General features: G+C 65.6%; 14 protein-coding genes. 7 read left to right on the top strand and 7 right to left on the bottom strand.

Annotated elements, in window-relative coordinates:
* Positions 1 to 104 precede the first annotated feature (104 nt).
* The 3 genes from M2390_RS01715 to M2390_RS01705 are packed head-to-tail and all read left to right on the top strand — an operon-like array spanning position 105 to position 1,904.
* The gene (locus M2390_RS01715) at positions 105 to 917 is read left to right on the top strand and encodes a MerR family transcriptional regulator (RefSeq protein ID WP_259176578.1); all 813 of its coding nucleotides are present in this window, start codon (positions 105 to 107) and stop codon (positions 915 to 917) included.
* Between the two features lie 43 nt (positions 918 to 960).
* Positions 961 to 1,749 carry an SDR family oxidoreductase gene (locus M2390_RS01710; RefSeq protein WP_259176577.1) on the top strand — a complete coding sequence of 263 codons (789 nt, stop codon included), beginning with the start codon at positions 961 to 963 and terminating at the stop codon, positions 1,747 to 1,749.
* Between the two features lie 17 nt (positions 1,750 to 1,766).
* Positions 1,767 to 1,904, top strand: coding sequence for a hypothetical protein (locus M2390_RS01705; RefSeq protein ID WP_259176576.1), 138 nt, complete (start codon positions 1,767 to 1,769; stop codon positions 1,902 to 1,904).
* Between the two features lie 64 nt (positions 1,905 to 1,968).
* Here M2390_RS01705 and M2390_RS01700 read toward each other — a convergent pair whose 3' ends face one another.
* Positions 1,969 to 2,568 (bottom strand): superoxide dismutase, encoded by a 600-nt coding sequence (locus tag M2390_RS01700; RefSeq protein ID WP_259176575.1) that lies wholly within the window; start codon positions 2,566 to 2,568, stop codon positions 1,969 to 1,971.
* Positions 2,569 to 2,691: 123 nt separating this feature from the next.
* On the opposite strand from M2390_RS01700, the gene M2390_RS01695 reads away from it, so the two are divergent.
* Both M2390_RS01695 and M2390_RS01690 read left to right on the top strand, forming a co-directional pair.
* Complete coding sequence (locus M2390_RS01695; RefSeq protein WP_259176574.1) at positions 2,692 to 2,844, top strand: hypothetical protein; 153 nt, start codon at positions 2,692 to 2,694, stop codon at positions 2,842 to 2,844.
* Positions 2,845 to 2,853: 9 nt separating this feature from the next.
* The gene (locus M2390_RS01690; protein WP_259176573.1) at positions 2,854 to 4,443 is read left to right on the top strand and encodes a hypothetical protein; all 1,590 of its coding nucleotides are present in this window, start codon (positions 2,854 to 2,856) and stop codon (positions 4,441 to 4,443) included.
* A gap of 106 nt (positions 4,444 to 4,549) precedes the next feature.
* Here M2390_RS01690 and M2390_RS01685 read toward each other — a convergent pair whose 3' ends face one another.
* From M2390_RS01685 to M2390_RS01665, 5 genes are all read right to left on the bottom strand, one after another.
* Entirely contained in the window at positions 4,550 to 5,989 is a 1,440-nt protein-coding gene (locus tag M2390_RS01685; RefSeq protein ID WP_259176572.1) for an acyltransferase, read from the bottom strand.
* A 142-nt stretch (positions 5,990 to 6,131) separates the two neighbouring features.
* A complete protein-coding gene (locus M2390_RS01680; protein WP_259176571.1) occupies positions 6,132 to 6,809 on the bottom strand; it encodes a response regulator transcription factor in 678 nt (225 codons plus the stop codon).
* Entirely contained in the window at positions 6,806 to 8,032 is a 1,227-nt protein-coding gene (locus tag M2390_RS01675; RefSeq protein ID WP_259176570.1) for a sensor histidine kinase, read from the bottom strand. Before M2390_RS01675 ends, M2390_RS01680 begins: the two co-directional genes overlap by 4 nt.
* Positions 8,010 to 8,666, bottom strand: a complete 657-nt coding sequence (locus M2390_RS01670; RefSeq protein WP_259176568.1) for a DedA family protein — start codon at positions 8,664 to 8,666, stop codon at positions 8,010 to 8,012. Before M2390_RS01670 ends, M2390_RS01675 begins: the two co-directional genes overlap by 23 nt.
* A gap of 182 nt (positions 8,667 to 8,848) precedes the next feature.
* The gene (locus tag M2390_RS01665) at positions 8,849 to 9,247 is read right to left on the bottom strand and encodes a hypothetical protein (protein ID WP_259176567.1); all 399 of its coding nucleotides are present in this window, start codon (positions 9,245 to 9,247) and stop codon (positions 8,849 to 8,851) included.
* Positions 9,248 to 9,613: 366 nt separating this feature from the next.
* On the opposite strand from M2390_RS01665, the gene M2390_RS01660 reads away from it, so the two are divergent.
* The gene (locus M2390_RS01660; protein WP_259176800.1) at positions 9,614 to 12,343 is read left to right on the top strand and encodes an ATP-dependent RNA helicase; all 2,730 of its coding nucleotides are present in this window, start codon (positions 9,614 to 9,616) and stop codon (positions 12,341 to 12,343) included.
* A gap of 160 nt (positions 12,344 to 12,503) precedes the next feature.
* Positions 12,504 to 13,286: a hypothetical protein gene (locus M2390_RS01655; RefSeq protein WP_259176566.1), complete on the top strand. Its 783-nt coding sequence runs from the start codon at positions 12,504 to 12,506 to the stop codon at positions 13,284 to 13,286.
* A gap of 48 nt (positions 13,287 to 13,334) precedes the next feature.
* Here the strand turns inward: M2390_RS01655 and M2390_RS01650 are convergent, their stop codons facing one another.
* Entirely contained in the window at positions 13,335 to 15,110 is a 1,776-nt protein-coding gene (locus M2390_RS01650; RefSeq protein ID WP_259176565.1) for an oleate hydratase, read from the bottom strand.
* Positions 15,111 to 15,570 lie beyond the last annotated feature (460 nt).

Here is a 15,570-nt window from a genome sequence, read left to right as displayed (position 1 = left end):
CACACTCGACCCCCAAACGAGGGTAATCGGCGCGGATTACCGGAATGTTTCCAAACGCTCCTCGTCCGTTGGGAGCGCGCCCGCGGATGGGAGAGAATGACCCTATGGCTTCCCTCATGACAATCGGCGATTTCTCGCAGGCCACCCGGCTGAGCGCCAAGTCGCTGCGGTTCTATCACCGGGTGGGCATCCTGGAACCGGCCGAGATCGATCCGCACAACGGCTACAGGCTCTACGCCTCCGGGCAGGTATCCGACGCCCGGGTAATCCGTGAGTTTCGCGCGCTGGATCTGCCGCTGGATAGCATCCGGGAGATTCTGGCAACCGCGGATGTGGCCGGCCGCAACGCCCTCATCACCGAGCACCTGAACCGGCTCGAGGAGCGTCTTCGAGTCACCCAACATGCGGTGGCCTCGCTGCGTGGGCTGGTGGATCCGGGCTCAACCCCGCCCCATATTGAGCACCACAGCATTGCCGCGCTGCCGGCCCTGGTGATTCGTGAGCGGATCAACCGCGACGATCTCGGCGACTGGTACACCGCCGCCCGAGACGAGCTGCTGGCGATCGATCCGGCAGACATCGCGGGGCCGCTCGGGGGCGAATGGGCCGCCGAGCTCTTCCTCGACGGACGCGGCGAGGCCGTCCTCTTCCTTCCGCTGCGCGAGGGAGCCGCCGAGAATGAGTATCCTGGACGCCTTCGTCTGGAGGTGCTGCCCGCGGTCGAGCTTGCCGTTGCCGTGCACCAGGGGCCCGATGAGACCATTGCCGAAACCTATGCAGCACTGGGGGTCTATGTGGCCGAGCACGAGCTGGGAGTGCCCGGGCCCCTGCGCGAACGCTATCTACGGGCGGCCACCGATGAGTCTCCGGAGCTGGTGACCGAAATCGGCTGGCCCATTTTCCGCACCGGGCGCTAACCGGGCTTGACCTTCCCCCTAGGGGAATGCCGAGCCTGGGGATATGACATCTTCGTATCCCCCTCTGCTCTCCCTCGCCGGCCGCCACGCACTCGTGGTGGGCGGCACCAAGGGCCTCGGTGCCGCGACCGTGCAGCGCCTCGCCGATGCCGGTGCCCGCGTGATCACCGTCGGACGCTCACGTCCCGACCATACCGCGGCCGAATCGTTTCTCCAGTTTGATGTGACCGCACCCGACTCCCCCGCTCGAATCGCCGAGGCCGTCCGAGAGTCCGGTGGCCTAGATATTCTGGTGCACGTCACCGGCGGCTCCACCACCCCCGGCGGCGGCCATGCCTCGATGACCGATGCCCACTGGGACGAGGAGCTGGCGCTGAACCTGCTGGCCGCCGTGCGCCTCGACCGGGCACTGATTCCGCTCCTGCAGGAGCGCGGTGCGGGATCGATCGTGCACGTCACCTCGATCCAGGGCAAGATGCCGCTCTATGACGGGACTCTCGGATATGCGGCAGCCAAGGCGGCGCTGCGCGCCTACAGTAAGGGTCTCGCCAATGAGCTGGCGGCGCAGCACATTCGCGTGAATGCCGTCTCCCCCGGCGGGATCCAGAGCCCCGGAGCCTTTGCGCTGGCAGCCCGCCTCGCCGAGGCACACGGCGTGGACGAGGAGGCGGGGATGAAACTCATCCTCGACTCACTGGGCGGCGTGCCCGATGGCCGCTTCGCCCCGCCCGAGGAGATCGCCGAGGTCATCGGGTTTGTGGTGTCGGATGCGGCGGCCTCGGTCGTGGCGCAGGAGATCACCGTTGATGGCGGCACCATCAAAACCATCTAAGACAGGGGCACACACCCATGAATTCATCACCACACTCCCCCATCATCCAGCGCTTCTTTGACCTAATGGAGGGCAAGGACAAGCGGCTGGTAGCCGAGGTGTTTTCCCCGGATGCGGCGGGGCTCATCGAGGCACTGAGCATCGTCGCCGAATAGCCCATCCGTACAAAACGGCGCCGCGGCCCGCAGAATTGCGGGTCGCGGCGTCGGTGCGAGCGCGCTATTTTTGCGCGGCGGCGAAGCGGGCCGCAACATCGGCCCAGTTGACGATGTTCCAGAACGCCTTCACATAGTCGGCGCGCACATTGACATAGTCGAGGTAGTACGCGTGCTCCCAGACATCGAGTTGCAGCAGCGGGGTCACCCCCAGGGGCGCGTTACCCTGCTGGTCAAAGAGCTGGAAGATGACCGGCCGCGCGCCCAGGTGGTCCCAGGCGAGCACCGCCCATCCCGAACCCTGGACACCCAGCGCGGTCGCGGTGAAGTGCGCGCGGAACTTCTCCAGCGACCCAAAGTGCTCCTCAAGCGAGGATCGCAGCCCACCCTCGGGATCCCCGCCACCGTCCGGCGAGAGGTTTTCCCAGAAGATGCTGTGGTTGAGGTGGCCGCCGAGGTTGAAGGCGAGGTCTTTTTCCAGCTTGTTGATGTTGGTGAGGTTGCCGCTGTCGCGGGCCTCGGCCAGCTGTTCCAGCGCGGTGTTCGCGCCGGTCACATAGGCCTGATGGTGCTTTGAGTGGTGCAGTTCCATGATCCGTCCCGAGATGTGCGGGGCGAGTGCGCCGTAATCATAAGAGAGGTCGGGGAGAGTGTACAGGGGCATGGGGAATCCTTCCGGGTGGGGTGATCGGGGGGGGGGAGAAGCGGATCAGTCCGGCGGAGGCAACGCGGCAAGCGTCGGTTGTTTTTGTTGGGTGGCGGCGGGGTTCATACTGTCCTCAATTCGATGGGACGACCCGATCGGGCCGATAACACCCACCGTAAAACCTCAAGTGCGGTTGAGGTCAAGGGGCTCGGCAACTCCGTGGAGAATGATGGGCCATTCTGCGGCCTGTCGATTCGCGCCCCCACCCTGGCAGAGACGGTGGTCACGGGCTAGGCTCGGGGCATGACGACCCCAGAAGCCGTCCCGGCCCCGCTGAAATTTCCCGTTCCCGTGCCCAGTGACGCGCAGCAGGGGGTTCACTCGGCCACGATCCCGCTCGGCGATACGCACCTGCTGACCTCCTGGGTTGAGGGTCGGGATAGCACGCGGGCCGGGTTACTGGATCTGCGCAGCGGCGAGTGGCGCATCCTCACCGGTTTGCGTGCGCCAATCGCAGCGGGTTTTGCCCTCTCCCCCGAACGCGCGCTCGTGATTACCAATTTCGGCCTGTATGAAATCGATCTGCTGGCCGTCAAGGTCACTCGTAAACTCACCGCGAAAATCGGCAAGTACAACTTCAGGCTCGAACGCCTCGACGAGAGCACGATTGCCGTGGGCAGCACGGGCGTCATGGAAACGCTGGTGTCCCTCGACACTCTCACCGCGCTGCGCCGCCGTCGACGCGCGTCCACACCCGAGCCATCGATCCCCGAGGCCGCCGCACGCCGCGGGGTTCGGCGCGTGTTGCACTCCGATGCCGAACTCTTCATCGGAGCTACCGGAGAGAGTTTTCATGTTGGCCCCGAGCGGCTGGTTATCCTGGCCGCCGGCGATCAGCGCGAACTCTTGGCGATGGACATCCCCTTCGGCGTGGCCGCCGCCTTCCGAACCCTGGACGGGGTGATCATCGCACCCGCCGATCTAGGCCGGGCGCACAACCTGCTGGCGATACCGGGACTGCCCGCCGATTCCCCCTGGCACATCGAACCGGCCGAACCCTCATGGAGCCAGATCCCCGTGCCGGGTGATGCCTCGACCCTGCCCGCCCCCGGTGAGCTGAGCATCGCGCCCGATCCCGGCGTCCACACCCTGATCGAGCTCGCCCATGCGGCGGAGGTCTCGGCCCGTGGGCTGCTCGCCACGGCCGCCCGTAAGAACCCGCCGCGCCTGATAATCCGAGACCAACGGATCGAGGAGGGCACCGTGCTGAGCGATCTCACCGCCTCACACTTCACCCTCGAAAACTGCCGGAGCGACCGGAGCACCGATGCCTCCCGGCGGCCACGCCTGCTGCGGGCGACACTCAGCGATGTGGAATTGCGCAGGTCCTCGATCAACGGTGCGGTATTGGAGGACGTGGTGATCGATGGCCTGACCTGCGGGAGCGATGATGGCTTTGTGTTTGGGGTCGAGTTCACCCGAGTCGTCCTGCGCGGGCGCATCCGGGGGCTCGTTGTAAACACCAAACTGAGCGCGGGTGACCCGGAACTCGATGCCGCCTATGAGGGATTTCGGCGCGCCAGATTCGCCGATCCCGAGTGGATGCTGGACATCACCGAGGCCACCGGCAGCTTCTCACTGCGCGGATTCCCCTCCCGGTTCATCCGACGCAACCCGGCCCTGCATGCGGTCGTCAGCGCCGAGGCGACGGCGGACGGTGCCTGGGAGAGCATCGATCGAGGTGGGTCCGCGCTCTGGGTGTCCATCTCTGAGTTGGCACACTACGAGGCGGAGGACGTGGTGCTGGTCGCCGATTCGCACGGTCCCCGAGCACGGGCTGACCTTGAGTACATCCGGCGCCTGCGCGACGCCGGGATCGCGGCACCGGACTAGGCCTCGGTACCCGCTCGGAACCGCGGGTACCTCCCACAGTCTTGTCAGGCTCACCCCCGGTGCCGACAAGGAGGGAGCCGTCGCGGCCGATGGCTCGACCCTGTGCCTAGAGGCGAGCCCCGAGCCGAGCGGGCACATTCACGAGGCGAGCGAGGCGCGTCACGAGCCGGGCGACGTCGAGCATGCCCACTAACTGAAGCGCCGCGACCAGCATGCCCACCGCGAGGAGCGCACCGGTCACCGCGAATCCGGTAACCAGGATCACCAGGACGGATCCGGCCCCCAGCAGAACTGCCGCCGCTACTCGGAGGGTGAGCGCGCGGGTGCGCTCCTCACGGATCGCCGGCCGCTTGGCCGCCTCGATCCGGCCGAGTTTTGCGACCATCGGGATCACAGCGAGTCCCACGGCTACCAGCCAAACCGGTCGGGTCAGCCACCAACCGGCACTCAGGGGGTCGGGCAGTGGCACGGCGACGGTCAGATTCAGGATCAGCAGTCCCGCGGCCAGCAGAATAATGACCGGCATGTGCCAGAGATAGATCGTCATGGATCGAGCCCCCAACCGGTTGACCAGTGAACTGATCCGCGGACGGTCGGCCACCTCTCGCAGCCAGTTTCGCAGCAGGGTGAAGAGCATCAGCTGGGCGATGCCCAGCAGGATCAGGCAGATCGTGGGCGGATTGAGGTTCTCATACATGTCCGGGGAATACGGCCCCGGCACACTCAGCAAAAACAGCGCGGCCAGAGCCGAAGCACCCACGATGATGCGGGTTCGAGTGCTCCAGGACTCACCACGCCCATCGGCCAACCAGAATCCCAGCTGCTGCACCGCAAGCCACACAAACATCAGGTTGATGAATCCAATGCCCACAATTCCCATGCCTGCTCGCAGGATATCCACCCCCAGCGCGGCGGAACCGAGCACCACCAGACTGAGGATCGGGAATCGCTCGTGGGCACCCACCAGAACCGGCACCAGCGCCGAACACAGAACATACACTCCGAGGAACCACAGCGGCTGACTGATCCGGAATCCTGCGGTTGCGATCAGGTCGGCGGGAACGCCGAGAATGGTCATGACCAGCAGGGCCGCGGTAACGGTACCGATCACCGCGAGTGCCGGCAGAAGTAGCCGATGGAGTCGGGTGATCACATAGTCGGCGGGTGAGTGACCACGCTCTCGCATCCGGGTCCACTGGGTGAAACTGGAAAAGCCACCGAGGATGAAAAACAGCGGCATGACCTGGAGCACCCAGGAGGCCGGGGCGAAGCCGGCCTGATGATCCAGCGCGTTTTCAAGCACGATCCCCGTCGGTCCGATGCCCACGCCGGCCATGATCGAGTGCAGCCCCACCACCACGATCAGCAGGACCGTGCGCACCAGGTCGACGCTGCGGTCCCGCGTGCGGATCGAGGCCTGGGCCGCAGTCCGGGTGTGGATCCGGGCCTGGATCCCGCCCGCCGCGCTCTCCGACGGGCGGCGCGGCTCAATACCCCGGCCTGGTGCCCCCGGTAGTTTCCGCCCGAAGTCGGTGAGCGTGCTCATTATTACCCTTCCCCGCCGCGGTCTCTCCGCGGCACAGAAGGAGCATAGAAAGACGGTTTCGAGGCGGGCATCACGCCCGGGAACGATTGTGCCCTCACTCCCCGGTAGGGGTGCGAGGGCACATCGGCATGGCCGGGGCCATCTAGCGCGCGGGTTCCACCAGACCGGTGTCGTAGGCGAGCACCACCGCCTGCACCCGGTCGCGCAGGTGCAGCTTGGAGAAAATCTTGCTCACGTGGGTCTTGACCGTCTGCTCGGAGATAAACAGGGCCGAGGCGATCTCGGTGTTCGACAGGCCCGTTCCCACCAGGACCAGCACCTCGCGTTCGCGATCGGTCAGACCGTTGAGTTCAACGGCGCGCCGAGCGGGGGCGGGACCAGGGCCCGCGGTGAACGACTCGATCAGGCGTTTCATCACCCGCGGGGCAATCAGGGCATCCCCCGAGGCGACGATGCGCACCGCCTGCACCAGGTCCTCCGGCGTCGCATCCTTGAGGAGGAATCCGCTGGCACCGGCCCGCAGCGCATCGTGTACATACTCGTCAATATCAAACGTGGTGAGCACCATGACCAGCGGCGTATAGGGATCCCCGTGGGACGGGGTGGTCAGCTCCTTGGTAGCCTCGATGCCGTTCATGATGGGCATCCGCACGTCCATCAGCACCACGTCGGGGCGCAGCGCGCGTCCAAGCTTGACCGCCTCGGCCCCGTCGGAGGCCTGGCCGATCACACGCAGGCCATCCTGCGCATCGAGGATCGCGGCAAAACCGGCCCGCACCATGGCCTGGTCGTCGGCGATAAGAATGGTGGTGTCGCTCATGCGCGCTCCGTGCTGTTGGGGATGGGAAGATGGGCGGCAACGCGGAAGCCGCCGGAATCGGTGGGACCGAGGTCGATGCGTCCGCCGGCCAGCTGTACCCGCTCGCGCATGCCCACCAGGCCGTGTCCGCCGGGGCGGGGTGTGGCGGCGGGTGAGGCCGGATCGGAGTCCCGCGGTGCCTCATTTTCAATCATCAGGTCAATCGCGCCCGATGCACGGGTCACCACCACGGTTGCCGAAGCCCCGGCCGCATGCCGAACGGCGTTGCTCAAGGCCTCCTGCACCAGGCGGTAGGCGGTCAGTGAGATCGAGGCGGGCAGGCCATCGGAATCATCCACCGACCAGCGCAGATCCACCGCGACGCCGGTTTTTTGAATCGACTTCACCAGTTCGGGGATGTCCATCAGCCCCGGCTGAGGACCCAGTCCCGCGGCGGAATCCTCGTTCCTCAGTACCCCCAACAGCTGACGCATCTCGGCGAGCGCCCCGCGCGAGGTCGCCCCAATACTGTCAAACTCCGCCGCCGCCTCGGGGGCGAGATCGGGCAGTCGATACTTGGCCGAGGATGCCTGCACCTGGATCATCGAGAGGCCGTGTGCCACTACATCGTGGAGTTCACGGGCAATCCTGTTGCGCTCTTCCATCAGCTCACGCCGTACCTGCTCGGATGCGGTGACCCGACGTTCACGCTCCAACTGGGCGCGGATGCGCGCACGCTGGGCAAGCAGCAGAGCAATCGTGAGTAGCGCGAGGGAGATCGCGGCAAAGGGAATGGCGGAGGCCAGGGACTCGGTGAATCGGTCGTAACGCTGCGGGGTCGCCGCGATCAGGGCGATCACCGCGAGGACCGAACCCAGCCAGGTCAGCGCAGCCGTGCGCCAGGTGGAGGCGAAGGCCAGGGTGATGATCAGCGCGATCTGGGCCAGGATCGAGGTCACCGCGACCGGCCACGGCGCTCCCACCGAGCCGTTCCCCAGTAGTGCCAGCAGGACAAAGGGGATCAACGAGAGTGCGGCGGCAATCTTCGGGCTGCGCACAGCCAAGGGGATTAGACCCGCCTGAATCAGCCCGAGCAGGATCGCGTCGATCACCGGAACCCCGTACAGAACCGCATTCACCGGGATGGACACCGCGGCAAGCACCACGGCGATACCACCAAGAATCACCCAGATACGAGCCGTGGCGGGACGGCCGGCGAGTTCACTGGGACTGGATGCGCGCATGATCTTCTCTCATTGTGGCACGGACCCGTGGGATTCGGGAGGCGCTGGCTCGGGCAGCACCGATGCGGTCGATCACCAGACCCACAACAAGGGCGAATCCGACGGCGAAGGCCACACCCAGCAGCGGGGTGTCATGGAACCAGGCGCCGGCCCACACGCCGATACCCACCGAATACAGGGCCCAGGAGACACCGGAGAGGATCGACAGTGGAACGAAGCGGCGACGCGGCAGCCCGGTTGCTCCGGCGACCAGGTTGACCGCGACGCGGCCCACCGGGATATAGCGCCCGGTAAACACCAGAACCCCCGCACGCTTTTCCAGGCCGTGGCGTGCCCAGTCGAAAGCCTTGACCGAGCGTTCGGCACGCATCCACCGGAACCGGGTGAGCCCGATTTTGCTCCCCATCCAGTAGGTGACATTGTCCCCGGCAATCGCCCCTACCGCGGCCAGCACCATGATGATCCACGGGTTGGGTGTGCCGGTGGCAAACCCCAGGGCCGCGGCGGCGACCACGATGGTTTCCGAGGGAATCGGTGGGAAGAACGCGTCGGCAAACACTCCGAATAGGACGATGAGGTAAATCCAGGGTGAACCCGCCGTGGCCATGATCGCATCGTTCAACCAGTCAAACATTCCCGACTCCTCTTCATCGCCGCCGATTTTGCGGCGACCCGTGAAGCGTAGGAGGGGGGTGATCTCAACGGCATCACCCCGCAGAGGGGTCTGCCCCCTACCGAGGAGTGAGAATTACATGCAGTTTGAATGCAATTCACCAGGCATCGGAATGAGACTCGGGGCATGAACCTGATGTTGGTTCACACGGCGAGTATTGCTTCGATCTTGGCGGCCTGAAAACTCACACGAAGCGCATAAATTGACAGGCCGAGGACGATCACCATGATCGTCAGCATGGTGATAAGAGCATTCTGGACCATAAGGTTTAACTGAATCATTTGACCACCTGGTGATCCCACCCGCTCTACCGCCGAGAACGATATCTCACCAATGACAATAGTCATCAATGCTATTCCGATTCCGAGGAATCCAGTGAACAGTGAAAACACAGATACACAGGCGAACTTTCGTTTTGCTGCATAAAGAGCAAGCGCGCGGGTGAGTTTCACCGGACCTAACTCGATTTCAAATTGTTCTTTCGCGAGTGTTTTGAGCGCGGTTTCGGTACGTGAGGGAACGGAGTCATCTCGGGTGCACATTCAGGAACCATAACAGTCTTGACGTTGCACATCGCCGCGACGCCACCGGCGTTCGGCTCCTGCGCGTTATTCAGCTTCTCCTTATTGCCCCGACGTTCGGTGCAGGATGGTGAGAACATAAGCCGCATCCGCCGGTTTTCGGCTGTTCCTGACGGCCCCTGGTCTGGTGAAATACGCGGCTGCGTATGCGCCATGGCGTGCTCCGGGAGTATCGACCGATCGTCGGGCTCGGAACCACGGAGTTGTTGACGGAGTCGAGGACTGTCTTCCGCCGGGATTGGCCTCAAATGTTGCGCTCCCTAAGATGGGGAGGTGAGCGCACACCTTTTTGATCTGGCCAGCATCGGCACCGGCCTGCCGGTTTCGATGGCGCGGGATGAGCTTGCGGGCGCGATTTCCACCGGCACCGCGGTGATCACCGCCCCGCCCGGCACCGGAAAAACCACCTTTGTGCCGCCGCTGGTGGCGAATCTGCTCGCGGAGCGAGGCCCGGTTCCCGGCGCTTCTTCCGGACGCATCCTGCTCAGCCAGCCGCGCCGGGTCGCCGTGCGCGCGGCCGCCCGGCGACTCGCGGCCCTCGACGGCTCCGCAGTGGGCGGCCCGGTCGGCTTCACCGTCCGCGGCGAGCGCCGAGTCGGTCCCGACACCCGAATCGAGGTGCTGACCCCGGGGGTGCTGCTGCGCCGGCTGCTGTCGGATCCCGAACTCGAGGGCGTGGACGCGGTCATCCTCGACGAGGTACACGAGCGCTCGGTTGATGGCGACCTGCTGCTCGGCTTCCTCACCGAGGTCCGCGAACTCCGCGAGGATCTCACGGTCATCGCGATGTCCGCGACCCTGGATGCCGCCGGAATCGCCGCTCTGCTGGATGCTCCGGTGGTCAATGTGCCCTCGCCGCTGCATCCGCTAGCAATCACAAATCGCCCCGGCAGCCATCCGCGCCTGGATGAGCGCGGGGTGACCCGCGAATTCCTGCGGCACCTGGCCACGGTGGCCGTGACCGAGCAGCGCGAGGCCGGACACGATGCGCTGGTGTTTGTTCCCGGAGCGCGCGAGGTGGATGAGGTGGTGCGCGGCATTCGTGATCTGAATCCGACCGGCATCGACGTGCTCCCCCTCCACGGCCGGCTCTCCCCCGCGGAGCAGGACCTGGCGGTGTCCGGGGCGTCCGCGGGTGGGGCGGCGCGGATCGTGGTGAGTACCTCGCTGGCGGAGAGTTCACTGACGGTTCCCGGCGTGCGCCTGGTGATCGACTCGGGCCTGACCCGTGAGGTTCGCCGGGACCGTGGGCGGGATATGTCGGGCCTGGTGACGGTCAGTGCGTCGCGCGCGAGCGTCGAACAGCGTGCCGGTCGCGCCGCCCGTCAGGGGCCGGGGCGGGCCGTGCGCGCCTACTCGGAGACCGAGTTTGCCCGGATGCCTCCCGCATCGGCTCCCGAGATCCAATCCGCCGATCTGCTGGATGCCGCCCTGCTGCTGGCCGCCTGGGGAACCCCCGGAGGCACCGGACTACGCCTGCTGACACCACCCCCGGCCGCCTCGATGGAACAGGCTCAGCGCGAACTGTTTGCGCTGGGGCTGGTATCCGAGGAGGGCGGACTTACCGCCCTGGGTCGCCGCGTGTCGCGGCTTCCGGTGGGGGTGCGCGAGGCGCGGGCGCTGCTGTCGGGGACCGCCGAAATCGGCGATCCGAACGCCGTGGCCGAGGTGGTGGCGGCGCTCTCGGGTGACTTCCGCGATCCCGGAGCGGACCTGTCCCGCCTGCTGCGTGACCTGCGCTCGGGCCGTGCGCCGGGTGCCCAGCGCTGGAGGGCGGAGGCACGGCGGCTGGCGCGGATCGCCGAAGACGGACGCTCGGATTCCGGTGCACGCGCGCAACCCGCACATGTGCCGGCTCACACGGCCACACATCCGGCGGACGTGTCGGGCGACGTCGCCGCGCATCCCGCAAGCCCGCCCGCCAACGCTGCCACGCACCCCGCCGACCTCCCCGGCATCATCTCGGCGATCGCCCGGCCCGAGTGGATCGCCCGTCGCACCGGCGAACACTCTCGCAGCTACCTCCTGGCCAGCGGCACCCGGGCGGCCCTGCCCGAGGGCAGCGAGCTGGTGTCCAGCGAGTGGATCGCGGTGCGCGAGGTTCAGCGCGCCGAGGGACGGGTGGCGGATGGGACCGGTGCGGTGATCCGCCTGGCCGCCGCCCTCGGCGAGGCCGACGCACTCCGTCTCGGCGCTCCCCTGCGTGCATCCGAACGCGCGGCGCGGGTTGCCGACGGACGGGTTCGGGTGGAGGAGCGGCGCACCCTCGGCGCAATCCGGTTGTCCTCCACCCCGGTCGCCCCCACCGCCGACGACACCGCACCCGCGTTTGCCGCGCATCTGCGCGAGACGGGACTCCACGGGCTGCGCTGGAGCGAGGGCGCGGCATCCCTGCGTGCCCGACTGGGACTCCTGCACCGCGAGCTCGGGGATCCCTGGCCGGCGATGGATGACGCCGCACTCCTTGCGACCATCAACGCCTGGCTCGGCCACGATCTCGAACGCCTCACCGCCCAGTCCTCCCTGCACGGCATCGACCTGACCCAGGCGCTGCGCCGCCTCCTCCCCTGGCCAGAGGCCGCACAGCTCGACACGCTTGTGCCCGAGCATCTGGAGGTGCCCTCGGGCAACCGGGTGCGAATCCGCTACCCGGATGTCGAGGAGGGTGGAGCCGGGAACGCCGGTGGCGGAGCAGCTAACGTCGGGTACATCGGTGCAGGATCTGGGGCCGCGAGGGCAGAGGCCGGCTCCGGCACCAGTGCGGGCATTGGCGCATACACCGCCCCGCTCCCGGTAGTCGCGGTGAAGCTGCAGGAGCTCTTCGGCCTGGCCGAGACCCCGCGCCTGGTGGGCGGCCGCGTCCCGATCCTCTTCCATCTGCTCTCCCCCGCCCAGAAACCGCTGGCGATCACCGGGGATCTCGCCTCCTTCTGGAACGGCCCCTACCAGGACGTCCGCAAGGAAATGCGCGGCCGCTATCCCAAGCATCCCTGGCCCGAGGATCCGTGGACCGCGGTCGCGACGGCAAAGACAAAGCGGGCGATGGGCGGATCCTAACGGCCGTCAAACCGGCCATCAGGATTACAGGTGTTTGCATATTGCGCCGCGTGCTCGATAGTGTGGGCGCGAATGCGCTCCCCTGGGGCGCAAAAATCGCGCACGTCGCGCAAAGCCCACGTAACGCACATATCGCACGTATCGCACCGAGGAGATATCCGTGAAGACCCGCCAGCGAATCCTTGTAGCCGCGTCCACCGCCGCGTGTGCGGCCCTGCTCCTGGCCGGATGCTCCGCCGAGAAGGCGGCCGAGCCCGCCGCCTCGGCTCCTCCGAAGGTCGCGGAGGCGAGCGCATCACCCACCACGAGTGCCCGAACCGTGCCGACATCCTGCGCCGGACTGAACCTGAACCTCGGCGCTCAGCTTGAGGGCGGGGCCCTCGGGCAGTGCGTTTCGGCCGCACTATCCAGCTATGGTTCGGGCCGGATGCATCTGACCGCGGACACGTTTGGGGAGGTGGAGTTCACCTACGATCCCAGCTACAGCTTCTCCGCCCACCTGGAGGGCCCGTCCGGTCCGATTTCGATGCGGTATGTCGATGGTGAGATGTGGGTGGATTCGGGCGCCGGGCCGGTCAAGGGCGATCCCAACTCCGAGGATCCGGCCGAGCAGTTGGTCGCCGTCACCGGCGAGCTCTACCGCTTCTACTCCGATCTCCAGCAGACCGCCGAGCTGATCGCCGCCCAGCCCGCCTGGACGGTCGACTCCGCCCGGGACCAGGTGACCACCCCGGGTGGGGACACGATCGAGTCCTACAAGATCGTCAGCGACGGCGCGTTTAGCTGGAACGGGATGCCCGTCAGCGAGTTCATCCTGTGGTTTGGGGATGACTGGGTGCCGGTGGGCACCCAGGCCACCGTTGATTTCCTGGGGACCTCGGGCACTCACACCCAGCACTTCTACGATCTGGGCGCACCCATCACGATCGCCCCGCTGAGCTAACGGCCGGCACCCGGGGATTCCCGGATACCGGCCGCGCGGCGCGAGAACCTACTTCTTGTCCACCAGCCCGTAGTGCTCGAGCAGCTGCCCCACCACGTTGTTTTCGATGTGGTGACGGGCGAACTTGCGGGCGAGCGGACCGCCGGGGATCTCGAACTGCTCCCCATCCCGCAGCCGGTTCACCGCATAGAACAGCGCGCGCACGTCGTAGGTGGAGTTGAACACCTCGGGCACACCACGCTCGATATCCAGCAGGGTGTACACGGCCTCCATCGGGGTGCGCACCGAGTACTCGGTGGTGAAGATGCAGTCACGTTCCTGCGACTGTGAGAACTGACCGATGAAGGCAAAGTTCGTTGCACCCTCGGGCACCACGGCCGGACGATCGCTGTGCTTACGCGGCATGAAGAACGCGGTCACATACGGCATCATCACCGGGACGGTCTTCGCACCGGTGGCCGCCAGCTCGTCGATCTGATCCACCGGAACCCCCATGTGGAACAGCCATTCCCGGGTGATTTCCTCGCCGGTGCAGTCCTGCATCGGCTTCTTGACGTAGTCCCCCACCGCCTCGGGGAACAGGCCGTACACCCACACCACGATCTGGTCCGCGGGCTGCTTTTTGAAGTGCGGCTGACGGTTGACCGTCCAGGACATCAACCAGCTCGAGTCGGTCACCGTGACGATGCCGCCGGTCACGACCTTGCCGCTGAAGGGGTCACGCTCGGAGATCTTCTGAATGTACTCGGGGATGCGGGCATCCAGGGTGGTGACCGTCGCCGACTCCCACTTGGTTTTGGGGATGTCATTGCCAAACACGTCGGGCTTACCAAACGCCTCATCCTTGGCCGCGATCCTGCGCCAAAGGTCCCAGGCGGGTGCGGGACCGGTGTTGAGGCGTGCCGGGGTGTGGTGGTCACCGTCGCTGGAGTTTTCGGTGAGCGATCCGATGGTCATGAACAGCAGGTCATCGGTGGTCAGGTCCACCTGCTTGTCCTCACCGTGCTCCACGATGTGGATGCGGGTCGCTTCCTTGCGCTGGCCCTGCTTGTCGATGAAGAAGTCGACGTCGGTGACGACGGTTCCGTAGCGGAATGTCACCCCCTGCTCGGTGAGCCAGGTGACCAGCGGCAGCACGAGTGATTCGTACTGGTTGAACTTGGTGAACTTCAGCGCCGAGAGATCCGGGAGGCCCTTGATCTGGTGGATGAAGCGGTGCAGATACAGCTTCATTTCCAGCGCCGAGTGCCACTCCTCGAAGGCGAACATGGTGCGCCAGTACAGCCAGAAGTTGCTGTTCAGGAACTCGCTGGTGAAGACCTCGTCGATCCGCTTGTCCTCAAGGTCCTCGGGCAGCGAGGTGAAGATGTTGGTGATCTCCTGCTGTGCCTTTTTGCTCAGGTCAAACTTGAAGTTGGTGCCGCCATCCTCACCCTGGTTTTTGGTGGTGCGTCGCAGTGAGGAGTTGGGGTCGTCGCGGTTGAGCCAGAAGAACTCATCCAGCACACTGGCGTCCTCAACCTCCAGCGACGGGATCGATCGGAACAGATCCCACAGGCACTCAAAGTTGCTCTCCATCTCGCGTCCCCCGCGGATGACAAAGCCCTTCTCGGGAACGTCCAAACCGTCTAGGGCACCACCCGGGAGTTCCTGCTGTTCGAAGATCGTGATCTTCGAACCCTCCATCCGACCGTCACGAATCAGAAATGCCGCCCCGGCAAGCGCCGCCAATCCCGAACCCACAAACCAGGCGCGCTTGGAATCGACCCCCTTGGGCTTGCGTGGCCGGGCAAACGCTTCGTAGTTGCCGCTGGTATAACGCATTCGTTCTCCTTTGGATGTACAACTCAGGCAGGCCCCTCCCGCCGTCCCCCAGGCACCGCAAAGAGTCCCCCGACACATTCGGTGGTCTCGTCATCATTGCCGCGGCCACTGAGTACTCCCGATAGTAGTGATGCGGTGAGCCGCGGTGCTAGGGTCATTCTGAAAACGAACACTTTGTAAATTCTTGCCGGGTTTTCTCGCCCGCGCGATTGCCTCGTCGATGTCTGAATCGATATTTTGGGCGCGTTCGCGTCTGTCCCTGACGCGTGTTTTCTCACCGTCAAGACCCGCCAGTGACTCGTTGCAAGCGCCACCATCGCAAGGATTGCAGCGCTTGCTCGGGTTAGCCGTTCGGCCGAGGAAACCGGGGAAAGCCTGCGCCTCCAGGGGCTTCCGCGCCTCCGGTCACCATCTCAGCGAGTGAAAATCCAATCGTTGTCGGGCGTCAGGTACCGGCTTC

This window comes from Mycetocola sp. BIGb0189, from assembly GCF_024810155.1.
Taxonomy (GTDB): Bacteria; Actinomycetota; Actinomycetes; order Actinomycetales; family Microbacteriaceae; genus Mycetocola; species Mycetocola lacteus.
The sequence above is the reverse complement of the archived record's forward strand: the minus strand, read 5'-3'. Positions and strand labels throughout refer to the sequence as shown.

Bases quoted from the DNA above. Each gene is read 5' to 3' on its own strand.
- M2390_RS01685 (WP_259176572.1), bottom strand. From the start codon at position 5,989: ATGAGCACGCTCACCGACTTCGGGCGGAAACTACCGGGGGCACCAGGC.
- M2390_RS01695 (WP_259176574.1), top strand. From the start codon at position 2,692: ATGGGACGACCCGATCGGGCCGATAACACCCACCGTAAAACCTCAAGT.
- M2390_RS01670 (WP_259176568.1), bottom strand. From the start codon at position 8,666: ATGTTTGACTGGTTGAACGATGCGATCATGGCCACGGCGGGTTCACCC.
- M2390_RS01660 (WP_259176800.1), top strand. From the start codon at position 9,614: ATGGCGCGGGATGAGCTTGCGGGCGCGATTTCCACCGGCACCGCGGTG.
- M2390_RS01715 (WP_259176578.1), top strand. From the start codon at position 105: ATGGCTTCCCTCATGACAATCGGCGATTTCTCGCAGGCCACCCGGCTG.
- M2390_RS01690 (WP_259176573.1), top strand. From the start codon at position 2,854: ATGACGACCCCAGAAGCCGTCCCGGCCCCGCTGAAATTTCCCGTTCCC.
- M2390_RS01700 (WP_259176575.1), bottom strand. From the start codon at position 2,568: ATGCCCCTGTACACTCTCCCCGACCTCTCTTATGATTACGGCGCACTC.
- M2390_RS01705 (WP_259176576.1), top strand. From the start codon at position 1,767: ATGAATTCATCACCACACTCCCCCATCATCCAGCGCTTCTTTGACCTA.
- M2390_RS01710 (WP_259176577.1), top strand. From the start codon at position 961: ATGACATCTTCGTATCCCCCTCTGCTCTCCCTCGCCGGCCGCCACGCA.
- M2390_RS01680 (WP_259176571.1), bottom strand. From the start codon at position 6,809: ATGAGCGACACCACCATTCTTATCGCCGACGACCAGGCCATGGTGCGG.
- M2390_RS01650 (WP_259176565.1), bottom strand. From the start codon at position 15,110: ATGCGTTATACCAGCGGCAACTACGAAGCGTTTGCCCGGCCACGCAAG.
- M2390_RS01675 (WP_259176570.1), bottom strand. From the start codon at position 8,032: ATGCGCGCATCCAGTCCCAGTGAACTCGCCGGCCGTCCCGCCACGGCT.
- M2390_RS01665 (WP_259176567.1), bottom strand. From the start codon at position 9,247: ATGTGCACCCGAGATGACTCCGTTCCCTCACGTACCGAAACCGCGCTC.